This window comes from Janibacter sp. A1S7 (assembly GCF_037198315.1).
GTDB classification, from domain to species: Bacteria; Actinomycetota; Actinomycetes; order Actinomycetales; family Dermatophilaceae; genus Janibacter; species Janibacter alittae.
The window spans coordinates 671,916-692,751 of record NZ_CP144913.1; the positions used below are offsets into that span (position 1 = coordinate 671,916).

Annotated in this window: 17 protein-coding genes; 10 read left to right on the plus strand and 7 right to left on the minus strand. The window is 71.0% G+C overall.

Features of this window, described 5'->3' with window-relative positions; genetic code table 11:
* Positions 1–61: 61 nt before the first annotated feature.
* The 5 genes from typA to V1351_RS03380 are packed head-to-tail and all read left to right on the plus strand — an operon-like array spanning position 62 to position 6,827.
* On the plus strand, positions 62–1,957 hold the full coding sequence (typA, locus tag V1351_RS03360; protein WP_338750701.1) for a translational GTPase TypA: 1,896 nt from the start codon (positions 62–64) through the stop codon (positions 1,955–1,957).
* Positions 1,958–1,971: 14 nt separating this feature from the next.
* Complete coding sequence (locus V1351_RS03365) at positions 1,972–3,744, plus strand: ABC transporter substrate-binding protein (RefSeq protein ID WP_338750703.1); 1,773 nt, start codon at positions 1,972–1,974, stop codon at positions 3,742–3,744.
* Positions 3,741–4,613, plus strand: coding sequence for an N-acetyl-1-D-myo-inositol-2-amino-2-deoxy-alpha-D-glucopyranoside deacetylase (gene mshB / locus V1351_RS03370; protein ID WP_338750706.1), 873 nt, complete (start codon positions 3,741–3,743; stop codon positions 4,611–4,613). The genes V1351_RS03365 and mshB overlap by 4 nt, the downstream gene beginning before the upstream one ends.
* Positions 4,610–5,101: a flavin reductase family protein gene (locus tag V1351_RS03375; RefSeq protein ID WP_338750708.1), complete on the plus strand. Its 492-nt coding sequence runs from the start codon at positions 4,610–4,612 to the stop codon at positions 5,099–5,101. Before mshB ends, V1351_RS03375 begins: the two co-directional genes overlap by 4 nt.
* A gap of 4 nt (positions 5,102–5,105) precedes the next feature.
* Positions 5,106–6,827 carry a VanW family protein gene (locus V1351_RS03380; protein WP_338750710.1) on the plus strand — a complete coding sequence of 574 codons (1,722 nt, stop codon included), beginning with the start codon at positions 5,106–5,108 and terminating at the stop codon, positions 6,825–6,827.
* A 3-nt stretch (positions 6,828–6,830) separates the two neighbouring features.
* Here V1351_RS03380 and V1351_RS03385 read toward each other — a convergent pair whose 3' ends face one another.
* From V1351_RS03385 to V1351_RS03400, 4 genes are read right to left on the minus strand one after another with little or no spacing between them, the layout of a single operon-like run.
* A complete protein-coding gene (locus V1351_RS03385) occupies positions 6,831–7,874 on the minus strand; it encodes an ABC transporter ATP-binding protein (protein WP_338750712.1) in 1,044 nt (347 codons plus the stop codon).
* Complete coding sequence (locus V1351_RS03390; protein WP_338750714.1) at positions 7,871–9,400, minus strand: ABC transporter permease; 1,530 nt, start codon at positions 9,398–9,400, stop codon at positions 7,871–7,873. The genes V1351_RS03385 and V1351_RS03390 overlap by 4 nt, the downstream gene beginning before the upstream one ends.
* Positions 9,384–10,406 (minus strand): iron ABC transporter substrate-binding protein, encoded by a 1,023-nt coding sequence (locus V1351_RS03395; protein ID WP_338750716.1) that lies wholly within the window; start codon positions 10,404–10,406, stop codon positions 9,384–9,386. The genes V1351_RS03390 and V1351_RS03395 overlap by 17 nt, the downstream gene beginning before the upstream one ends.
* A complete protein-coding gene (locus V1351_RS03400) occupies positions 10,388–12,973 on the minus strand; it encodes a non-ribosomal peptide synthetase (protein ID WP_338750718.1) in 2,586 nt (861 codons plus the stop codon). The genes V1351_RS03395 and V1351_RS03400 overlap by 19 nt, the downstream gene beginning before the upstream one ends.
* A 64-nt stretch (positions 12,974–13,037) precedes the next feature.
* Between V1351_RS03400 and V1351_RS03405 the strand changes: the two genes are divergently transcribed.
* Positions 13,038–13,607 (plus strand): 4'-phosphopantetheinyl transferase family protein, encoded by a 570-nt coding sequence (locus V1351_RS03405; RefSeq protein ID WP_338750720.1) that lies wholly within the window; start codon positions 13,038–13,040, stop codon positions 13,605–13,607.
* 54 nt (positions 13,608–13,661) lie between these two features.
* On the opposite strand, the gene V1351_RS03410 is transcribed toward V1351_RS03405, so the two are convergent.
* Positions 13,662–14,690 carry a GNAT family N-acetyltransferase gene (locus V1351_RS03410; RefSeq protein WP_338750722.1) on the minus strand — a complete coding sequence of 343 codons (1,029 nt, stop codon included), beginning with the start codon at positions 14,688–14,690 and terminating at the stop codon, positions 13,662–13,664.
* A 22-nt stretch (positions 14,691–14,712) separates the two neighbouring features.
* Between V1351_RS03410 and fdxA the strand changes: the two genes are divergently transcribed.
* From fdxA to V1351_RS03425, 3 genes are all read left to right on the plus strand, one after another.
* Positions 14,713–15,039, plus strand: coding sequence for a ferredoxin (gene fdxA / locus V1351_RS03415; protein WP_338750724.1), 327 nt, complete (start codon positions 14,713–14,715; stop codon positions 15,037–15,039).
* Between the two features lie 11 nt (positions 15,040–15,050).
* The gene (gene dapC / locus V1351_RS03420) at positions 15,051–16,202 is read left to right on the plus strand and encodes a succinyldiaminopimelate transaminase (RefSeq protein WP_338750726.1); all 1,152 of its coding nucleotides are present in this window, start codon (positions 15,051–15,053) and stop codon (positions 16,200–16,202) included.
* A gap of 187 nt (positions 16,203–16,389) precedes the next feature.
* On the plus strand, positions 16,390–17,673 hold the full coding sequence (locus V1351_RS03425) for a citrate synthase (RefSeq protein WP_338750728.1): 1,284 nt from the start codon (positions 16,390–16,392) through the stop codon (positions 17,671–17,673).
* A gap of 88 nt (positions 17,674–17,761) precedes the next feature.
* Here V1351_RS03425 and V1351_RS03430 read toward each other — a convergent pair whose 3' ends face one another.
* On the minus strand, positions 17,762–18,634 hold the full coding sequence (locus V1351_RS03430) for a hypothetical protein (protein ID WP_338750730.1): 873 nt from the start codon (positions 18,632–18,634) through the stop codon (positions 17,762–17,764).
* Positions 18,635–18,637: 3 nt separating this feature from the next.
* Positions 18,638–19,570, minus strand: coding sequence for a 2,3,4,5-tetrahydropyridine-2,6-dicarboxylate N-succinyltransferase (dapD, locus tag V1351_RS03435; RefSeq protein ID WP_338750732.1), 933 nt, complete (start codon positions 19,568–19,570; stop codon positions 18,638–18,640).
* A 141-nt stretch (positions 19,571–19,711) separates the two neighbouring features.
* Between dapD and dapE the strand changes: the two genes are divergently transcribed.
* Positions 19,712–20,788, plus strand: a complete 1,077-nt coding sequence (gene dapE, locus V1351_RS03440; RefSeq protein ID WP_338750734.1) for a succinyl-diaminopimelate desuccinylase — start codon at positions 19,712–19,714, stop codon at positions 20,786–20,788.
* Positions 20,789–20,836 lie beyond the last annotated feature (48 nt).

Sequence of the window (20,836 nt, forward strand, 5' to 3'; positions counted from 1 at the left end):
TCGGGGCAGCGGGACCGCGTCCATTTGGGGCTGGGGCGCGCAGGCTGAGAGAATCCCACCCATGCCCCTGACTTCCCGCCGCGACATCCGTAATGTCGCCATCGTCGCCCACGTCGACCACGGCAAGACCACCCTCGTCGACAAGATGCTCTGGCAGGGGGGCGCCTTCGGCGAGCACGACCACGTGGACGAGCGGGCCATGGATACCGGTGACCTGGAGCGGGAGAAGGGCATCACCATCCTCGCCAAGAACACGGCGATCCACTACAACGGTCCGTCCGCCGCTGCCCACGGGGCGGCCGACGGCGCCACGATCAACATCATCGACACCCCCGGTCACGCCGACTTCGGCGGCGAGGTCGAGCGCGGCCTGTCCATGGTCGACGGTGTGGTGCTGCTCGTCGACGCCTCCGAGGGGCCCCTGCCGCAGACCCGATTCGTCCTGCGCAAGGCGCTCGCGGCGAAGATGCCGGTCATCCTGGCCATCAACAAGGTCGACCGTCCCGACAGCCGGATCGCCGACGTCGTCGACGAGGCCTACGAGCTGTTCATGGATCTCGACGCCGATGAGGACCAGATCGAGTTCCCGATCGTCTACACCTCCGGCAAGGCGGGCGCGGCCAGCCTCAACCGCCCCGAGGACGGCACGCTGCCGGACAACGGCGACCTGGAGCCGCTCTTCCGCACGATCATGGAGACCATCCCCGCCCCCGCCTTCGAGGACGATGCGCCCCTGCAGGCACACGTGACCAACCTCGACTCGAGCAACTTCCTCGGTCGCCTCGCGCTGCTGCGCGTCTTCAACGGCGAGCTGCGCAAGGGCCAGCAGGTGACCTGGTGCCGTCGCGACGGTACCCGGCAGAAGGTCAAGATCACCGAGCTGCTCATCACCGAGGGCCTGGAGCGGGTGCCGATGGAGACCGGCACCGCCCGCCCCGGTGACATCATCGCGATCGCCGGCATCCCCGAGATCATGATCGGCGAGACCATCGCCGACGCCGAGAACCCGGTCCCGCTGCCGGTGCTCACCGTCGACGAGCCGGCGATCTCGATGACGCTCGGCACCAACACCTCCCCGCTCGTCGGTCGGGGGCCGACCAAGGGCACCAAGGTCACCGCACGCATGGTCAAGGACCGGCTGGACAAGGAGCTCGTCGGCAACGTGTCCCTGCGCGTCCTGCCCACCGAGCGTCCCGACACCTGGGAGGTCCAGGGACGGGGTGAGCTCGCGCTGGCGATCCTCGTCGAGCAGATGCGTCGCGAGGGCTTCGAGCTGACGATCGGCAAGCCGCAGGTGGTCACCCGCGAGATCGACGGCAAGGTGCACGAGCCGGTCGAGCGTCTGACGATCGACACCCCCGAGGAGTACCTCGGCGCGATCACCCAGATCCTCGCCGCGCGCAAGGGCCGCATGGAGCAGATGACCAACCACGGCACCGGCTGGATCCGCATGGAGTTCCTCGTGCCCGCGCGCGGCCTCATCGGATTCCGCACGGAGTTCCTCACCGAGACCCGTGGCACCGGCATCGCCCACCACGTCTTCGAGGGCTACGAGCCGTGGGCCGGCACGATCACCACGCGCATCTCCGGTTCCCTCGTCGCCGACCGCTCCGGGCCGGTCACCTCCTACGCGATGGTCAACCTGCAGGAGCGCGGCACACTCTTCACCGAGCCGGGCACCGAGGTCTACGAGGGCATGATCGTCGGCGAGAACTCGCGGGCCGACGACATGGACGTCAACATCACCAAGGAGAAGAAGCTGACGAACGTGCGCGCGTCGTCAGCGGACAACTTCGAGAAGGTCGTCCCGCCGCGTCGCCTCAGCCTGGAGCAGTCGCTCGAGTTCTGCCGCGAGGACGAGTGCGTCGAGGTCACTCCGGACGCCGTGCGCATCCGCAAGGTCGAGCTCGACCACACGCTGCGGGCCCGCAGCGCCGCCCGGGCCCGCAACGCCTGAGGAGGTACGCGCCGATGCGGCGCGCGACGCGCGGCACCCTCGCTGCCCTGACCACCCTCGCCCTGGCGGGGGCGGTGGGCTGCTCCAGCATCCCCCTCAGCGATCTGACGAACGCCTCCAGCGACGGCCAGAGCGCGACGACGGCGGCCTCGGGTCAGGTCTCCGGACCGGACGACCGCCTCACGGTCCTCGCCGCAGGACCGGTCCAGGCCTGGGACCCGCAGCGGATCACCGACCGTCGCACGGCCGGTTTCGCCTCCCGTACGTGGATGCGCACGCTCACCGCGTACCAGCCGGACTCGGCGCTGTCCGGGCAGCGCACGATCGTCGGTGACCTCGCGAAGGACACCGGCACCTCGAACAAGACCGCCACCCGCTGGACCTTCGAGATCCGCCCGGGGGTGACCTGGCAGGACGGCTCGACGATCACCTGCGAGGACGTGCGCCACGGGGTCGCCCGCTCCTTCGACCCCGAGATCGCCTCGAGCGGCTATGCCCTGACCTACCTCGACATCCCCAAGGAGTCCGACGGGTCCTCCACCTACCCCGGGCCGCAGGGCACGAAGGGAGGATCGAAGGAGGCGAAGAAGGCGCAGAAGCTGATCAACGAGGCCGTGGAGTGCCCGGACTCCTCGACCGTCGTCTTCCATCTCGCGCAGCCCGTGGGCAACTTCGACGAGATCGTCTCCCTGCCCGAGTTCGCCCCGGTCAAGACCGACCGTCCGGAGAAGGGAGCGACCTACCGCGCGTTCTCCTCCGGGCCGTATCGACTCAAGGACGACTGGACCCCGTCCGAGGGCGGCACCTGGGTGCGCAACCCCGAGTGGAAGGCGACGTCGGACCCCCTTCGCCGACCGGGCCCCAACACCATCGTGCACCAGCAGGGAGTCGCCCCCGAGGACGCGCTGAGCACGATCATCGACGGGCAGGACGGCGGACGCACCCTCGCCCTGGACCCGATGCCGCCGTCCCTGGGTGACGCGATCGACGAGGCGGGGTCGATGGTCCAGTCCGTGGAGACCGACGGCCAGCTCGTCGACTACCTGGCCGTCAACGTCGAGAGCGAGGCGCTGGCGTCGGTCGAGGTCCGCCGGGCCCTTGCCGTGGCGACCGACCGGGAGGCCTACGCTGCGAGTATGGACGGGGGGACTGCGACATGGTCGCTGCTGGGCACGGCACTGCCGTCGGCTCACGAGACCGTCCTGGACAAGGGTCCCCACGGCAGCCCGGACGAGGCGAAGCGGCTGCTCGAGAAGTCGAAGGCCGACGCCCCGATCACGCTGACCCTGGCCCACCGGGACTCCGACCTACTGGCTGCCGCGCTCGAGGAGCTGCTGCCGGGCTGGAAGGAGGCCGGCTTCGACGTCACGCTGGAGCCGGTCGACGAGAAGGAGTACTTCACGGCGATCTCCTCGCGGTCCCTCGTCGACGACCACGACCTGGTCTGGGCGAACTGGGGGCCGGACTACCCGGCGGCGGCGACCGTGCTGCCCCCGCTCTTCGACGACCGGGTCAACCTGTCGAAGAAGTCGGTCGGTCGTGACTACGGTCAGTACGCCGACAAGGAGATCAACGAGGCCATGGACGACGCGAGCGGTACCCGCGACGACGGCGACCGCGCCAAGGAGTGGGCGACGATCGACACCACGCTGCTCGAGGACGTGGCCTATGTGCCGTTGAGCCAGAGCCGACTGGTCCAGGTCGCCGGGTCCGAGGTCACCTCGCTGGTCGCGAACCCCGTCTACGGCGGAGCGCCCGAACTGGGACTCATCGGGGTGGCCGAGTGACTGCCCGCCTGCTGTTCGTCCACGCGCACCCGGACGACGAGTCACTGGCCACAGGCGTGGCGATCGCCCACCACGTCGCCGCCGGCGACGAGGTGCACGTGCTCACCTGCACCCTCGGGGAGCAGGGTGAGGTCATCCCGCCGGAGCTGGCCCACCTCGATGCCGACCACGAGGACACCCTCGGCGAGTACCGCCGTGACGAGCTGCGGGCAGCGATGGCCGCCATCGGAGCGCGCCACCGCGTGCTCGGCGAGGACCTGACGCGCGGACGGGCCTCGCGCTGGCGTGACTCCGGGATGGCCGGCACCGCCGGAGCGCAGCACCCCCGCGCCTGGGTGCGGGCCGACGACGACGTGGCGGTCGAGGCCGTGACCGAGGTGATCACCGAGATCGAGCCCGACCTCGTCGTCAGCTACGACGCCCACGGGGGTTACGCCCACCCCGACCACATCCGCACCCACGAGGTGACCCGGTGGGCCGTCTCGGCACTGCCCGAAGGGAGTCGACCGCACCTCTTCGGGACCTTCACCCCGCGCTCGTGGGCGGTTCAGGACCGTCAGGTCCTCGCCTCGACACCGGGTCTGACCGCGCTCGGCTGGCAGCAGCCGGCGGGGGAGTTCCCCCCTTCGGTCGTCGACGACGAGGTCGTGACGCACGCCGTCGTCGACGCCGACGCCGTCAACCAGCAGGTCGCCGCACTGCGGCACCACCGCACCCAGGTCGCGCTCGGACCGGATCGGACCTTCGCCCTGTCCAACGACATCGCCGCCCTGCTGTCGGGGCGAGAGGGCTACGCCCGACTGGATCCGGCCACGGGCGAGCCACTGGAGGGCGGCAGCGCGCCGCGTCGACCCCTGGTGGAGCGATGAGCAGCCGCCTGGAGGACACGAGCCTTCGGTTCGCGATGGGCCACTTCGCCACCGGGATCACGATCGTCACGACACTCGAGGACGGCCACGACCACGCGATGACCGCCAACTCGATCACCTCGGTCTCGCTCGAGCCACCACTGGTCCTGGTCTCGGTGCGCAACGACTCCGGGTGGCTCGCGGCGGTGGAGTCCTCGGGCGTGTGGGGGGTCTCCCTGCTGCCCGAGTCCGGGCGTCCGGCAGCCAGCTGGCTCAGCACCGGTGGCCGGCCGTTGTACGGGCAGCTGGCACAGATCCCGCACCACCGGGGCGACCTCGGGGTGGCCCTGGTCGACGACTCGCTGGCCACGCTCGAGTGCCGGACGTACTCCGCCCACGAGGCGGGTGACCACACGCTCGTCGTCGGTGAGGTCGTGGCCTCTCGCGCCGACGCCCGGCGCGACGATCCCCTGATCTACTACCGCAGTCGTTACACGAGCACGAGGTGACCGCATGACCCACGACGAGCCCCGGACAGACGGGCAGGAGCACGGCCGCGGCCGTCTCCTTGCCGCCGTCGGCTTCGTGATCCTCGTGGTCGTGGCGCTCTACGTCGCCGCTGCGTACTACTTCGGGGACCGGGTCCCCGGTGACACCACGGTCGAGGGTGTCGCCATCGGCGGGATGACGCAGGCCGAGGCCCGCACGGCCCTGAGTGAGGGTCTGGCGGACGAGGCCGCCGAGTCGGTCGTCGTCACGGTCGACGACGAGGAGCGGACCATCGACCCCGCCGACGCCGGGCTGTCCTACGACTACGAGGCCTCCCTGGACGGACTGACCGGCTTCAGCCTCAACCCGGTGAACCTGTGGGCTCAGGCCACGGGTGGCATCGACCGTGCGGTCGAGGTCGACGTCGACGAGCAGGCACTGGCCACGGCCGTCGACGCGGCCACCGAGGGCATGGACAGCAAACCGGTCGAGGGCACGGTCAAGCTCGACGGCGCCACCGTCAAGACGCGGGCATCCAAGGCCGGTCTGACCGTGGACCGCGACGAGCTCACCAATGACATCGCAGAGGGTTGGCCGGACCAGCACGAGTTCGAGGCGCCGACGAGCCGACCCGAGCCGGAACTGACGCAGACGGAGATCGACACCTTCGTCACGAAGGAGCTGCGGCCACTCATCGCGGGTCCGGTGACCGTGAAGACCGCCGACCCCGACGGGGGGAAGATCTCCTTCGCGGTCACCCCCGAGCAGCTGGCCCTGGCAGTCTCCGTGACGACGGAGGACGGGGCGCTCGCCACCACGGTCGATGAGTCCATCGCCGCCGAGGTCACGGCGACCGCCGCGAAGGACTCCGGGGAGTTCCCAGCGGCCGAGGACGCCGTCGTCTCGCGGTCCGGATCGGGCTTCGACGTCGCTCCCTCGAGCACCGGTCTGACGCTGGTGACCGAGGGGGTGGGAAGCAAGGTCGTCGAGGCGATGGGCACCTCGGGTGACGAGCGGGTCGTCACGGCGTCGACGACGAAGACGCAGCCGGAGCTGACCACGCAGGAGGCCAAGAACAGCCTCCCCAACGAGACGCTGTCCACCTTCACCACCTACCTGCCGCCCAACCCGGTCCGCACGGCCAACATCAGGCTGGCGGCACGCACTCTCAACGGGGCGTACGTCGCACCGGGGGAGACCTTCTCCCTCAACCAGCGCCTCGGCGAGCGCACCGCCGCCAAGGGCTACAAGCAGGCCGGCGTCATCTACAACGGCCGGCTGGCCGAGGACTACGGCGGCGGTATCTCCCAGCTGTCGACGACGCTGTTCAACGCCGTCTTCTTCTCCGGGGCGAAGATCGAGGAGTTCCACCCGCACTCCTTCTACATCTCGCGCTACCCCGAGGGGCGCGAGGCGACGATCTCCTGGCCGAACCTCGACAACCGCTTCACCAATGACACCGGCGCCGGCATCCTCATCGACGCAGCGGTCAACGGCAACGAGGTCACCGTGACCTTCCACGGCCGCAAGAAGTACGACGACGTCACGGCGGCCAAGAGCCCCCGACGCAACGTCGTCGAGCCGGAGCGGATCACCGACGACAGCAAGAAGTGCGTCCCGCAGTCGCCGAACCCCGGCTTCACGGTCGACATCACCCGCAACTTCATCCAGGGCGGCAGCACGGTGAAGTCCTCGTCCTTCACCACCGTCTACGACGCGGCCGACCACATCGTCTGCACCGGTTGACCCTCAGGCGGACGGGTAGGTCAGCACCGGCCCGTCGACGCGCACCGGCACGATCTCGCCGGGGTGGGGCACCGAGCGTCCGGCGACCCGGACGCTGACCTCGGGGCCGTCGGTCAACGCGACCCGCACGAGCGCGTGGGCGCCGTGGTAGCGCGTGGTCAGCACCGTGCCATGGGCACAGCCGGGGGCGTCGGCGAGGGTCAGGTCCTCCGGTCGCACGACGAGGTCGACGGCGTCGTACGACGCGAAGGGGGTTGACCCCCCCGGGGAGCGCACGATGCCCAGCGCGCAGCTCACCCCTTCGTGCGTGGGCCGACCCGGCAGGCGCACGACGTCGCCGAGGAAGGCCGCCTCCCGCACGTCCACCGGGCTCTCGTAGATCTCCCGGGGCGTGCCGACCTGACTGAATCGACCATCGCGCATGATCGCGACCTGGTCGGCGAAGGACAGCGCCTCCTGCTGGTCGTGGGTGACCAGGATCGTCGTGGCGCCGGTCTCCGCGAGTGCGGTGGCGACGGCGTCCCGGGTGCTCGCCCGCAGCGCGGTGTCGAGCGAGGAGAAGGGCTCGTCGAGCAGCACCACCTGCGGGGAGAGAGCCAGGGCCCTGGCGAGCGCCACGCGCTGCTGCTGGCCGCCGGAGAGCTGGTCCGGGCGCTTGGCCGCGGTCCCCTCGGGCAGACCGACCAGCTCGAGGAGCTCGCCGACCCGCTCGCGGCGGCGCCGAGCCGCACGGGGCATGCCGAAGGTGATGTTGCCGCCGACGTCCAGGTGGGGGAAGAGCCCGCCGTCCTGGCGCACGTAGCCGACTCCGCGCCGTTCCGGGGGCACCGACCGGCCGTGGCCGCACACGAGTCGGCCACCGATGTGGATGGTGCCCGCCTCGGGGGCGAGGAAGCCGGCGATGATCCGCAGCAGGGTGGTCTTGCCGCCGCCGGACGCGCCGAGGACGGCGGTCGTCGTGCCGGTCGGGACGGTCAGGTCGAGGCCCTGCAGGACGGGTACGCCGCCGTACCCGACGCGGACCCCTTGGATCTCCACGGTGCTCATTGCTCGATCCCGTTCTGTCGAAGCATCAGGGCGGTCAGCGGCGCGGACAACACGATCATCATCGCCGCGTAGGGGGCTGCTGCGACGTAGTCGAACTCGTCGCTGGCCGCCCAGAAGGCGGTGGCCAGCGTCGAGGTCCCCGTGGGGGCGAGCAGCAGGGTGGCTGTCAGCTCGGTGGCTGCCGCGATCGCGACCAGGGCTGCTCCGGTGAGCAGGGACGGCAGGATCAGCGGCAGCACGACGCGACGGAAGGTGGTCACCGGCCCGGTGCCCAGGGAGCGGGCGGCCTCACTCAGCTCCGGTGGTGCGGCGGCCAGCCCGGCGCGCAGGGTGACCATCGCCCGGGGGATGAAGAGGATCGTGTACCCGAGCACGAGGATGTAGGGGCTCTGGTAGATCGCCGGCAGCCAGGTGATGGTGAGGGTGATCAGCGCCAGGCCGACGACGGCGCCGGGCAGGGAGCTGGCGACATAGGTCGCGCGCTCGAGCAGCAGCGTCCACCCGGTGCGACGCCGGCTGAGCAGCCAGGCGCCGGGGAGGGCCATGACGATCGCCAGGGCGGCCGCTGCGAGGGCGAGCGCGATCGACGACCCGGTGGTCTCCAGCAGCGAGGGTCGGGGGAAGGCGTCGGTGTCGGGTGTCGTGAGGTGGGTGATCAGCCACCGGCCGACGGTGGCCACCGGCACGACGAGGGCGACCAGGACGACGAGGGCGAGTGCGGCGCCGGCGACGGGGGACCATCGGCCCAGGCGGACGGGGGCGGCGCTGCGGTGCACGCCCCGGCCGACCCGGGAGGTGCGAGCGGTGCCGCGCAGGAGGTGCTCGAAGGTGAGCACGGTCAGGCACAGCAGGGCCAGGACGAGGGCCAGCAGGCTGCCGCGGTGGCTGTTGAAGCTGACCTCGTACTGCACGAGGATCGCGGTCGTGAAGGTCGGGTACCGCATCATCTCGAGCACGCCGAACTCCGCGAGCAGGTGCAGCGCGACCAGGAGTGCGCCGCCGCTCGTGGCGGGCCGCAACCGGGGCAGGACGGCGCGCCGCCAGGCCGTGAACGGCCCGGCGCCCAGGGCGCGGGCGTCCTCCACCGGCGCCGCGTCGAGGTCACGCAGGATGGCGGCGACGGGGAGGTAGACGAAGGGGAAGTACGCGGCGGTCGTCACCAGGGCCGCACCGCCGAGGCCGTCGAGGCCCGGCCAGAGGGAGATCCAGGCGTAGCTGGCGACGAAGGCGGGGACGGCCAAGGGGGCACCGAGCAGCACGCGCCACACCCCCGCCAGGGGCAGATCGGTCCGCTCGATCAGCCAGGCTGCCCCGACGCCCAGGACGATGCAGGCCGGCACGGTGACCAGGACGAGGAGGAGCGTGTTGCCCAGCAGCTCTCCGATGTGCGGTCGCAGCAGATAGTCGAGGGCCGCCGCCGCAGAGGTGCTCGCCCCGTCCGTGGCGACGACGGCGAGGGGAAGGATCGTGATGGCCGCGACGAGGACCGCCGCGGCCGTCACGAGGTGCCTAGAGGATGCCGGCATCCGTCATCATCTGCGTGACCTTCTCCGAGTCGAGGGCGAACGGGTCGATGGCGGGAGCCTCCAGGGACTCCAGCGTCGGCAGGTCCGGGTCGGACGTCGCTCCCTTGGCGACGGCGTACTCCTTGGAGCCGCTCGTCTCGAGGACCTTCTGCCCTTCGTCCGAGAGGATGTAGGCGATGAACTCCTGCGCCTTCTTCGGGTGCTCGGCGTTCTTCAGCACGCCCGCCGCCGAGAGGCTGACGAAGGCCCCGGGGTCACCGTTCTTGAAGTAGTGCAGCTCGGTGTTGGCCGAACCGTCCTTCGTCTCGGCCTGATCGCGGTACCAGTAGTAGTGGTAGATGACGCCCATCGGGACCTCGCCGGCGTTGACCGCCTTCATCGTGGCGACGTTGTGCTTGTAGATCTCGGCGTTCTCCTTCAGGCCATCCAGCCACGCGGCGGTCTTGGCCTCCCCCTGGTCGGCGAGCATGCCGGCGACGATGGCCTGGAAGTCGGCGCCGGTGGCGCCCGCTCCCCACTGCCCCTCGTACTCCGGCTTCTGCAGGTCCATCAGCGACTCCGGGAGGTCCTCCTCGGCGATCTCGTCCGGGTTGTAGACCAGGACGGTCGAGCGCGCGGCGACGCTCGTCCAGTCGCCGCTGGAGGGACGGCGGTTCTGCGGCACGAGGTCGAGCGTGGCGCCGTCGACGGGCGCGAGCAGGTCGTTCTGCTCGACGAGGGTCATCGCCGGGCTGTTCTCGGTGAGGAAGACGTCGGCGGGGGACTGGGCCCCCTCCTCGACGATCATGTGGCCCATCGAGGCGTCCTTGCCGGGCCGGACCTGCGTGGCGATCCCGCTGCGCTCCTCGAAGCCCTTCGCCCAGGCCTTGGTGAGGTTGTCGTGCTGGCTGGAGTAGATCTGCAGCGCGTCCGGGTCGGGTGAGTACCCCTCGTCCGCCCCTCCGCAGGCGGACAGTGCCAGGACGGCGGAGGTCAGGGCGGTGGTGATCAGGGTGCGGCGACGCATGTGGTCTCCTCCGGGTGTCGTCGGGGCTCGGGTGGGGCGATGAGCTCGGTCAGGGCGCGGGTCGGGGGGTGCAGCAGGGCCCAGGTGAGCACACCGGCGATCAGGGACAGCGCGAGGGCGAGGACCTGGTTGTCGACGTGGGGGTACACCTGGAACTGCACGAGGTAGATGTGCAGCGACGCCGTGGCGAGCAGGCCGATGATCGGCGCCAGCAGGCGCGGTACCGGGATCCGCGGTACCAGGGCGAGGACCACGACGGCGGCCACCACGGTCGCACCACGGCTGGGGTCGAAGAAGAAGCCGACCATGCCGACCGCGGTGAGGGCGAGGGCGAGCAGACGCTGTCGCCCGGTCGTGGCAACACCCAGCGCCATCCCGACCGCGAAGAGCCACAGCACGCTGCCGGGCAGGCCGCTGATCGACCCGGTGGGGTCGGGGATGAGGAGGTAGCGCGGGATCAGGGCGAGACCGGCCAACCCCATGCTCCACTCCCACGGGGAGCGCAGGTAGGCGCGCCGCAGCACGGGTACGGACACCAGGGCCAGGACGAGCACGACGCAGGCGAGCAGCGCCTCGATGAACCAGAAGTGCACATGTGGTCCGCGTTCGACCGTGCCGACGAGCCAGTTGACGAGGAAGACGTTCGGCCAGCTGTAGGCGCCGGAGCCCAGGCGCACCGCGAGCCCGACGAGTACGGCGGGCACGACGAGCGCGATGAGAGCACGCGTCCCGCGGCGACGGTGCTCTGCCGGGTCGGACGAGACGAGGGTGAAGCGGGTCATCGCCCACCCCGCGATGACGAGGAGGGCGTGTGCTCCACCCGGCCAGCTGACCAGACCGATGTGCGAGGCGCAGATGGCCACCACCGCCGCGGCGCGCAGCACGACGGGCGTCTCGAGCCGGCTGATGGCGCGGGACCCGCCGTCGGTGTCGCGAGCCAGGTCGGCCAGCGGCCGGCGGTGCCAGTCGGCGGGCAGCGCGCCCAGGACCTTTTCCAGGCGGACCGAGGTCTGCACCAGGCTGTAGGAGTCGCCGCCCAGGTCGGTGAACGACAGATCTGCGTCCACGTCCTCACGCCCCAGCGCGGAGGCGACGATCGCGACGACCCGGCCGAGGCGGTCGCCCTCGGGTGGGGCATCCGAGCGGTCGGCGACCTCGAGAGCGCGTCGGCGGCAGCCGGCCCGATCGGTCTTGCCGTTGGCCAGGCGCGGGAGCTGCGCGACCGGATCGACGACGACGCTGGCGGGGTGCAGTCCCGCGACATCAGCAGCCGCCTGGCGGACCGTCCGGGCTTCCGCCGCCGTCCCCGACGCAGTGTGGGTGGCCACGAGGGTGACGAGGAGCCGCCGGGCATCGGCGGTGACCACGACGTCGTGCCCGTCCTCGGACAGTGCGTCGGAGACTCGTCCGAGGTCGATGCGCAGGCCCATGACCTTCGCGACCCGGTCACGCCGGCCGACGATGCGCACCAGCCCGTCGGAGCTGATGCGCCCGAGGTCACCGGTGCGCAGGGCGGTGGTCATCCGACCCAGGGAGAGCTCGTCGGGGTGCTCGGCATAGCCGAGCATCACCCCGGGACCGGTGAAGACCAGTTCACCGACCTCGTCGGTGCCACCCGGCACGTCGTGGTCGAGCCGGACATCGGAGTCCGTGATCGGCGACCCGACGGAGTCGGGGTGGGCCAGGACGTCGCGGCCGCGAAGGACGGTCATCCGAGCGGTGGCCTCGGTCTGCCCGTACATCACGGCCAGCTGCCACCCCTTCGCCCGTCCGAGCTCGGCGAACTCGGTGACGCGGTCGACGCCCATCGCACCACCGGCCTGGGTGACCAGACGCAGGCCCGGCAGGTCACCGCGCAACCGGGACTCGGCGAGGTCGAAGGTGTGCGGGACCCCGGCGAAGACCGTGGCCCGGTGCTCGGCGTGCAACCGCCAGAAATCGTCGTCGGTGACCGAGCGGTCGGTGGCCACGACGCTGCCGCCGACGAGCAGCGCGCTGTGCAGGACGGACAGGCCGTAGCAGTAGTGCAGGGGAAGGGAGGTGATCGCCCGGTCCTGGGCGGACAGATCGAGGGCGGTCGCGATCCCGTGGGCATTCGCCGCGAGGTTGTCGTGGGAGAGGCGCACGAGCTTGGGGCTTCCGGTGCTGCCCGAGGTGGACAGCAGCAGGGCCAGGTCCGGGTGCAGGAGGTGCCGGGGGTCCTCGGCGAGCAGTTCGACCTCGGCTCCGGCCAGACGCACGTCGGGGCTGAACCGGTCGGTGATGGGCGTGGCCTGCGGTCCGGTCACGAGCGCGGCGTGGCCGGCTGCGAGGACCGCCAGGTAGCCGACGATACCGTCGAGGTCCGCTCTCAGGGGCAGGTGCACCAGGCGTCGTCCCGTGGCCACGTCCGGCAGATGCTCGACCACCGCCGCGACCCGGACGGCCAGCTCGTCGTGGGCGAGGGTGCGCTCAGGCGTGATGATCGCCGTGCTGGCCACCGTGGGGTGGAGGAAGGGCACCGACCACCTGGTGCCGCTCGCGGGCGCCGGGACCGGCAGGTCGCGCAGTTCCGCCAGCATCGTCATGAGGTTTGCCTATCCTTGGTCGTGACGTGAGAAACCGTACCCCGATCCGGCGCAAGGAGGGAAAATGGCGACGCGACGTGGACATGTCGTGGATCTGTGGTGGGCCGACCTGCGGTCCGCGGACGCGCGCCTCTTCGGTCTGCTCGACGACCGGGAGACCGAGCGTCTGGATCGGATGGAACGCGCAGCGGACCGCGGTCGCTTCGTCCTCGGCGCGGCCCTCCTGCGTCTGGCGGTCGGGGCTGCCACGGGTGAGGAGCCCCGCTCGGTGGCCGTGGGACGCACCTGTGCCGACTGCGGCGGGGACCACGGGGCGCCCCGGGTCGACGGCGTGCGAGTGAGCGTCACCCATGCCGGTCCGCTGGTCCTGGTCGCGACCGCCGCCGATGCGGTCGGGGTGGACGTCGAGGCAGCCGACCGGGGCGACGACGTGGCGAGGTGGGTCCTTGCGGAAGCGAGGTTCAAGACGGGGTGCCCGCCCACGCAGGTGAGTGCGGGCATGGTGGGCACACCCCGGCCCGGGTACCTGGCCGCGCTCGCGGTCGCCGGCCACGTCGACCCCGAGGTCATCACCCACCCGATCGGGGAGACGGCCGCCGCCCTCGAGCGGCTCGCCACCGGTGCCGGGCCCTGATCCCGCAGGAGCCCAGGTGGCTGCGTAGGGGGTGGGCTCGGTGGTTGCAAGAGCCTAGGCAGTTGTGCGGGGGCGGGGTCGGGCGAGATAGACGTAGTCGTGGTGCTGCTGCATGCCCAGGGCCCGGTAGAGCTGCTGGGCGGCCGGGTTGGACGGCTCCACCTGCAGGTAGGTCAGCGACGCGCCGGAGTCGAGAGCGGCGCCGGCAGCCTGCTGGGTCAGCCAACGAGCGACGCCGCGGCGGCGGTGCGCCGGGGCGACGTACAGGCCGAAGATCCCGGCCCAGCCGTCGTCGAGGGCCACGCGCACGACACCGGCGGTGCCCCCTTCGCCGTCGACCGCGGTGAGGAAGACCTGCCGCTGCGGCAGGGCCAGGACCTCCTTGGCGGCGTCGAGGTGCTCCCGCAGGCGTGGTGATCCGCCCGCCAGCCAGGTCTCGTCCGCGTGGTCTCTGCTGCGCACGGTCAGGCCCGCGGGCGCGGGCGGCGCGGCCCCGGCGAGGAGCACGTCGGTGCGGCTGGTGAGGACGTCGGCAGGGTGGTCCTCGGTCCACGCGCGCTCGAGGAGCAGCGCGCCGAGCGGGTCGTCGGCGGTGGCGGCCCCTTTCGGCCGGGGGAGCATGACGAGTGGGGTGAGGTCGCGCTCCGTGTACCAGGCCTCGACCGCGTCGACGGCCTGCGGCAGCGGGATCCCGGGGTCGCCGAGGGGGAGGGCGGAGTTGGAACGCCCGGTCCAGCCACCACCCGCCCGCAGCAGCCACCCGCCCTCGTGCGCGCCCAACCATGCCTGCGTGCTACCGGGCTGGCCCTTGGTCATCACGAGGTGGAGGTCCTCGATCCCGATGGCGCGATGGGGTGCCCCGCGACGGGTCGGCTTCGGGGGGATGGTGCGGGCCGCGACGACGAGGTCGCGGCGCAACGTGACCTCCCCGGTGCGCGTGCTCATCCGAACGGTCGCCTCATCGATCGCGAGGACCTCGCCGACGGTGTCGGTCAGTCGCGGCCCGTGCGCCGGCGGCGGCTCGATCCGGGTGCGCACGGCTGCCCTCGACCCCGTGGTGATACCCCGCAGCAGATCGCTCATGTGGGCACATAGTATGGCGTGTATGACGTACGTGATCGCGCTGCCCTGTGTGGACCTGAAGGACAAGTCCTGCATCGAGGAATGCCCTGTCGACTGCATCTACGAGGGCAAGCGCAGCCTGTACATCCACCCCGACGAGTGCGTCGACTGCGGCGCCTGCGAGCCGGTGTGCCCCGTCGAGGCCATCTACTACGAGGACGACACTCCCGAGGAGTGGGCCGACTACTACAAGGCCAACGTCGAGTTCTTCGACGACCTCGGCAGCCCCGGTGGCGCCGCCAAGATGGGCATGATCGACAAGGACCACCCGATCGTCGCGGCGCTGCCCCCGCAGGAGCACGACCTCTGAGCCGTCGCGGGATGAACCTTCCTGACTTCCCCTGGGACTCGCTCGCTCCGGCCAAGGAGCGGGCGAGAGCCTTTTCGTCGGTCGACCCGGCCCTTGGGGAGGGGATCGTCGACCTGTCCGTGGGCACGCCCGTCGATCCGACGCCGCAGGTCCTGCAGGACGCGTTGACCTCCGCGGCGGACGCCCCCGGCTACCCGCAGACCTGGGGGACGCCCGACCTGCGCGAGGCCATCGCCGCGTGGTTCGCGCGGCGCCGGGGCGTGCCGGATCTCGATCCGGACGGCGTCCTGCCCACGGTCGGGTCCAAGGAGCTCGTTGCCTGGCTCCCGACCCTGCTGGGTCTGGGTACCGGTGACGTGGTCGGCCTGCCGACGGTGGCCTACCCGACCTATGACGTGGGCGCGCGGATCGCGGGGGCCACCCCCTTCGCCGCCGATGCCACGACGGCCTTCGGCCCGACGACGCCGTCGAGCGCGCCGAAGCTGTTGTGGCTGAACAGCCCGAGCAACCCGACCGGCAAGGTGCTCGGTCCGGAGCACCTGACCAAGGTCGTCGCGTGGGCGCGCCAGCGGGGTGTCCTCGTCGCGTCCGACGAGTGCTACGCCGAGCTGGACTGGCGGTCGCAGGAGGAGCGCGGGCAGTCCTTCGCCGAGTTGCCGACGACCCCGTCGATCCTCGATCCACGCGTCAACGGGGGTTCCCCCGAGGGCCTGCTCGCGGTCTACTCGACCTCGAAGCAGTCCAACCTCGCCGGCTACCGCGCGGCCTTCGTCGCTGGTGACCCCGCGCTGGTGGGGCGGCTGCTCGAGGTGCGCAAGCACGCCGGGATGATCGTCCCGTGGCCCGTCCAGCGCGCGCTGCGAGCCGCGGTGTCCGACGACGAGCACGTCGCCGTCCAGCGCGAGCGGTACCGGGCACGTCGTGCCACCCTGCGCCCGGCCGTCGAGGGCTTCGGCCTGCGCGTCGACGACTCCGACGCCGGCCTGTACCTGTGGGCCACCGCGGGCGAGCCCTGCCGGGTGACCATCGACCGGCTTGCCGATCGCGGGATCCTCGCTGCGCCGGGCGAGTTCTACGGACCGGCCGGTCAGGAGCACGTGCGCATCGCACTCACCGCCACCGACGAGCGCATCGCCACCGCTGCCGCGCGCCTGTCTGCGTAGCGGTGGAGGTCGGCACCGCCCGGGGCGAGTGGGCCGGTGCCGGACGGGAGCGAGCGACCTCTCGCGGTCTCGCACTGTGCACCCACGTGGTGATCGGGGCCACGGCTGGGGTAGTTTCGGAGATGAGAAACCGCATGCCCGGGGCCACCGCCTCCGCGGCACGGCACGACCGAAGGGCTGATACTCCATGACCGATGACGCCACCTTCTCCGCAGCAGGCAAGGACCTGACCTTCCCGCTCGTCAAGGCCAGCGAGGGCAACGACGGGTACGACATCTCGACGCTGCTGAAGGAGACCGGCAACGTCACGCTGGACACGGGCTTCGTCAACACCGCGTCCTGCCAGTCCGACATCACCTACATCGACGGCGGCAACGGCATCCTGCGCTACCGCGGATACCCGATCGAGCAGCTGGCGAGCAGCTCGACCTTCGTCGAGGTGGCCTACCTGCTCATCTACGGTGAGTTGCCGAGCGCCGCCCAGCTGGGTGACTTCGAGGAGCGCATCAGCCGGCACACGATGCTGCACGAGGACCTGAAGGCCTTCTTCAACGGCTTCCCGCGCGATGCGCACCCGATGTCGGTGCTCTCCTCCGCGGTCTCCGCACTGGGCACCTTCTACCAGGACAGCCTCGACCCCTTCGACCCGGAGCAGGTCGAGATCTCGACGATCCGACTGCTGGCGAAGCTGCCGACGATCGCGGCCTACGCGCACAAGAAGAGCGTCGGCCAGCCGTTCCTCTACCCGGACAACTCGCTGAGCCTGACCGAGAACTTCCTGCGGATGACCTTCGGCTTCCCGGCCGAGCCCTACGAGCTCGACCCCGAGATCGTCAAGGCACTCGACCAGCTGTTCATCCTGCACGCCGACCACGAGCAGAACTGCTCCACCTCCACGGTGCGTCTCGTCGGCTCCGCGCACACCAACATGTTCAACTCCGTGTCGGCGGGTATCCACGCGCTGTCCGGCCCGCTGCACGGCGGCGCCAACCAGGCCGTGCTGGAGATGCTCGAGCAGATCCAGGCCTCGGACGACGGCGCCGAGACCTTCATGAAGCGGGTGAAGGACAAGGAGGACGGCGTCCGGCTCATGGGCTTCGGGCACCGGGTCTACAAGAGCTACGACCCCCGTGCGGCCATCGTCAAGGACACCGCCCACACCGTCCTCGAGAAGATGGGTGGCGACGAGCAGCTCGAGATCGCCATGAAGCTCGAGGAGGTCGCCCTCGCCGATGACTACTTCGTCGAGCGCAACCTGTACCCGAACGTGGACTTCTACACCGGCCTGATCTACACGGCCATGGGCTTCCACCCGAAGATGTTCACCGTCCTCTTCGCCATCGGTCGCCTTCCCGGCTGGATCGCCCAGTGGCGCGAGATGATCGAGGACCCGGCCACCAAGATCGGCCGCCCGCGCCAGATCTACACCGGTCCCACCGAGCGCGATTACGTGAGCATCGACAACCGCTGACCCGCGCGCTCCACCGGCAGATCCCCTCCGCCCGGCTCGGGCGGAGGGGATCTGTCCGTGTACGGGCCCCGTCAGATGGCGAAGGGGGTCACCCGCCGTGGAGGGTCACGCGCACCTGGGAGCTGGGTACGGCCTCATCGGCATCGCCCCAGGACATGGCGACATCCCCCGCGTCGCGGGTCCACCGCCGGTCGCCGACCTGGACGGAGACGATGTTGCGCGCCTGTGCCTGGGCGACGGCCCAGGCACCGACGGCCCAGGCATGCCGGTCATCGGTCGCGCGGATCGTCACGACCCGGCCCTGTGCGGTGGCGTCCTGGCCGGTCTGCTCGGTGACGGCGGCGGCGAGGGTGTCGGGTCGGCCGGGGTCGGTCGGCTCGTCGAGACGGCAGACCAGCCCGGTCGGGGAGTGGCCGGCGAGTGCCGAGGCGATGGTCCGCCCTTCGTGCTCGTGGTCGGCGTAGGCCTCGGGGTAGGCGCTGCGCTGCACCTCCTGGGCGATCTCCGTGATGCGCATGCCCTGCCAGCCGTCGACCTTGGTCAGGGCCTCGTAGAAGGCGTTGGTCGCGTAGACGGGGTCCTGCAGCTCGTCGACGGTGCCCCAGCCCTGGCTCGGCCGCTGCTGGAAGAGGCCGACCGAGTCGCGGTCACCGTAGGTGAGGTTGCGCAGCTTCGACTCCTGGATGGCGGTGGCGACGGCGATGGATCCGGCGCGGGCCGGCAGCCCGCGCTTGACGCCGAGCAGCACGATCGTGCTCGCGTGGTTCATCTGCTCGGGGTCGAAGCCGACGGTCTCGCCGAGCGCCGTCGCCTGGCACTTGTCCCCGAGGAAGAGGCCGATGCGGTCGCGGGCGTACCAGGCTCCGGCGGTGCACAGCAGACCGACGACGCACAGGGACGCGACCACTGGCGCCCAGCGGGGGCCGCGCTCCTCGTCGAGGGCAGGGCGGGAGCGGGGCACGGGTCAGTCGTTGGCGTGCAGCGCGTCGTTGAGCGCGACGCCGTGGCCGGCGCGGTCGCGCGCCTCGACGGTACCCGTGAGCGAGTTGCGCAGGAAGAGCAGGGAGCTGCGGCCGGAGAGCGCCCCGGCCTTGACGATCGCCCCGTCCGGCATCTCCACCTTCGTCCCCGCCGTGACGTAGAGGCCGGCCTCGACGATGCAGTCGTCGCCGAGCGCGATGCCGATGCCTGCCTGGGCGCCGATGAGGCAGCGCTCGCCGATCGAGACCCGCTCGGTCCCGCCGCCGGAGAGGGTGCCCATCGTCGAGGCGCCACCACCGATGTCGGAGCCGTCGCCGACGACGACGCCCTGGCTGATCCGGCCCTCGACCATGGAGGTGCCCAGGGTCCCGGCGTTGAAGTTGACGAAGCCCTCGTGCATCACGGTCGTCCCTGAGGAGAGGTGGGCGCCCAGGCGGACGCGGTCCGCGTCACCGATGCGCACACCGGTGGGGGTGACGTAGTCGGTCAGGCGGGGGAACTTGTCGATGCTCGTGACCTGGACGGACCCGCGGGCCCGCAGGCGGGCGCGGGTGCCCTCGAAGCCCTCGACGGCGCACGGGCCGTGGTTGGTCCACACGACGTTGGCCAGCTGGCCGAAGAGCCCGTCGAGGTTGATCGAGTTGGGCCGGACCAGGCGGTGGGAGAGCAGGTGCAGGCGCAGGTAGCCGTCGGACGCGCCCCGGGGTGCGGCATCGAGGTCGATGCCCACCGTGACGACCTCGGTCCGTACCCGGCGCGCGCTGTCCTCGCCGACGAGCGCGAGCAGCTCCTCGGGCGGCGTCGCCCCGTCGGGGGCCTCACCCAGGGCCGGGCTCGGGTACCACGTGTCGAGCACGGTCCCGTCGGTGGTCACGGTGGCCACTCCATGGGCCCAGGCAGCACGCGTCGTCGTCATGGCTGAATCCTACGTACCTCCCCGGTGCGAAGTGCTGCAGGCTCTACCTCGTTGAGCCAGCAGCATGACGTGGTGCTGCTGGCACTACGAACCCGAGCCTGCAGCACTTCGTGGGGGAAGGGGGAGATTAGGGTGGCGATCATGCCGAGCCTGGACCTCACCGCGGATGTCGTGACCCTGACCCAGCAGTTGTGCGACATCGAGTCCGTCAGCCGGGACGAAGGGAGGATCGCCGACGCCATCGAGGCGGCTCTCGAGTCGCTGACGCACCTGACGGTCACCCGCCGGGGTCACACGATCGTCGCGCGCACCGATCTCGGCCGTGACGAGCGGGTCGTGCTGGCGGGCCACATCGACACCGTGCCCCTGACGACCGACCCGAAGAATCTGCCGGTCCGACGCGAGAGCGTGGGCGGCGAGGACGTCCTCTGGGGGCGCGGCACCGTCGACATGAAGGGTGGTGTCGCCGTCCAGCTGAAGGCCGCGCTGTTGCCGCAGCCGAGCCGGGACATCACCTTCCTCTTCTACGAGGCGGAGGAGATCGACGCCGTCTACAACGGTCTCGCGCTGCTCGCCGAGTCCGACCCGGACCTGCTCGCCGCCGACTTCGCCGTGCTCCTCGAGCCGACGAACGCCGCCGTCGAGGGCGGGTGCAAGGGGACCATGCGCGTGGAGGTGCAGCTCAAGGGCATCGCCGCGCACTCGGCTCGCCCGTGGAACGGCCACAACGCCATCCACGACGCCCACGAGGTCCTCGCTGCCCTGGCCGCCCACGACGAGCAGACCGTCCACGTCGACGGTCTCGACTACCACGAGGCACTCCAAGCGGTGGGGATCACCGGCGGAATCGCCGGCAACGTCATCCCGGACAGCTGCACCGTGCTCATCAACTACCGTTTCGCCCCGGACAAGGACGCGCAGGCCGCGCTCGCGTACGTCCAGACGGTCCTGCCGGGGCGGGAGCTGCACGTGCGTGACCTGGCCGAGGGGGCCCGTCCCGGGCTGGACCTGCCTGCCGCGCAGTCCTTCGTCGCCGCGCTCGACGTGCCCGTGGGGCCCAAGGAGGGGTGGACGGACGTCGCCCGCTTCTCCGCGCTGGGCATCCCCGCGGTCAACTTCGGACCCGGTGACCCCAACCTCGCCCACCACGACGAGGAGCGCTGCCCGGTCGAGCAGATCGTCGCGTCGCAGGACGCCCTGCTCCGGTGGCTCGCGTAGTGTCGCGGCCGTGACACCTCAGGGCAAGAGCGAGCGCTGGTACCACCG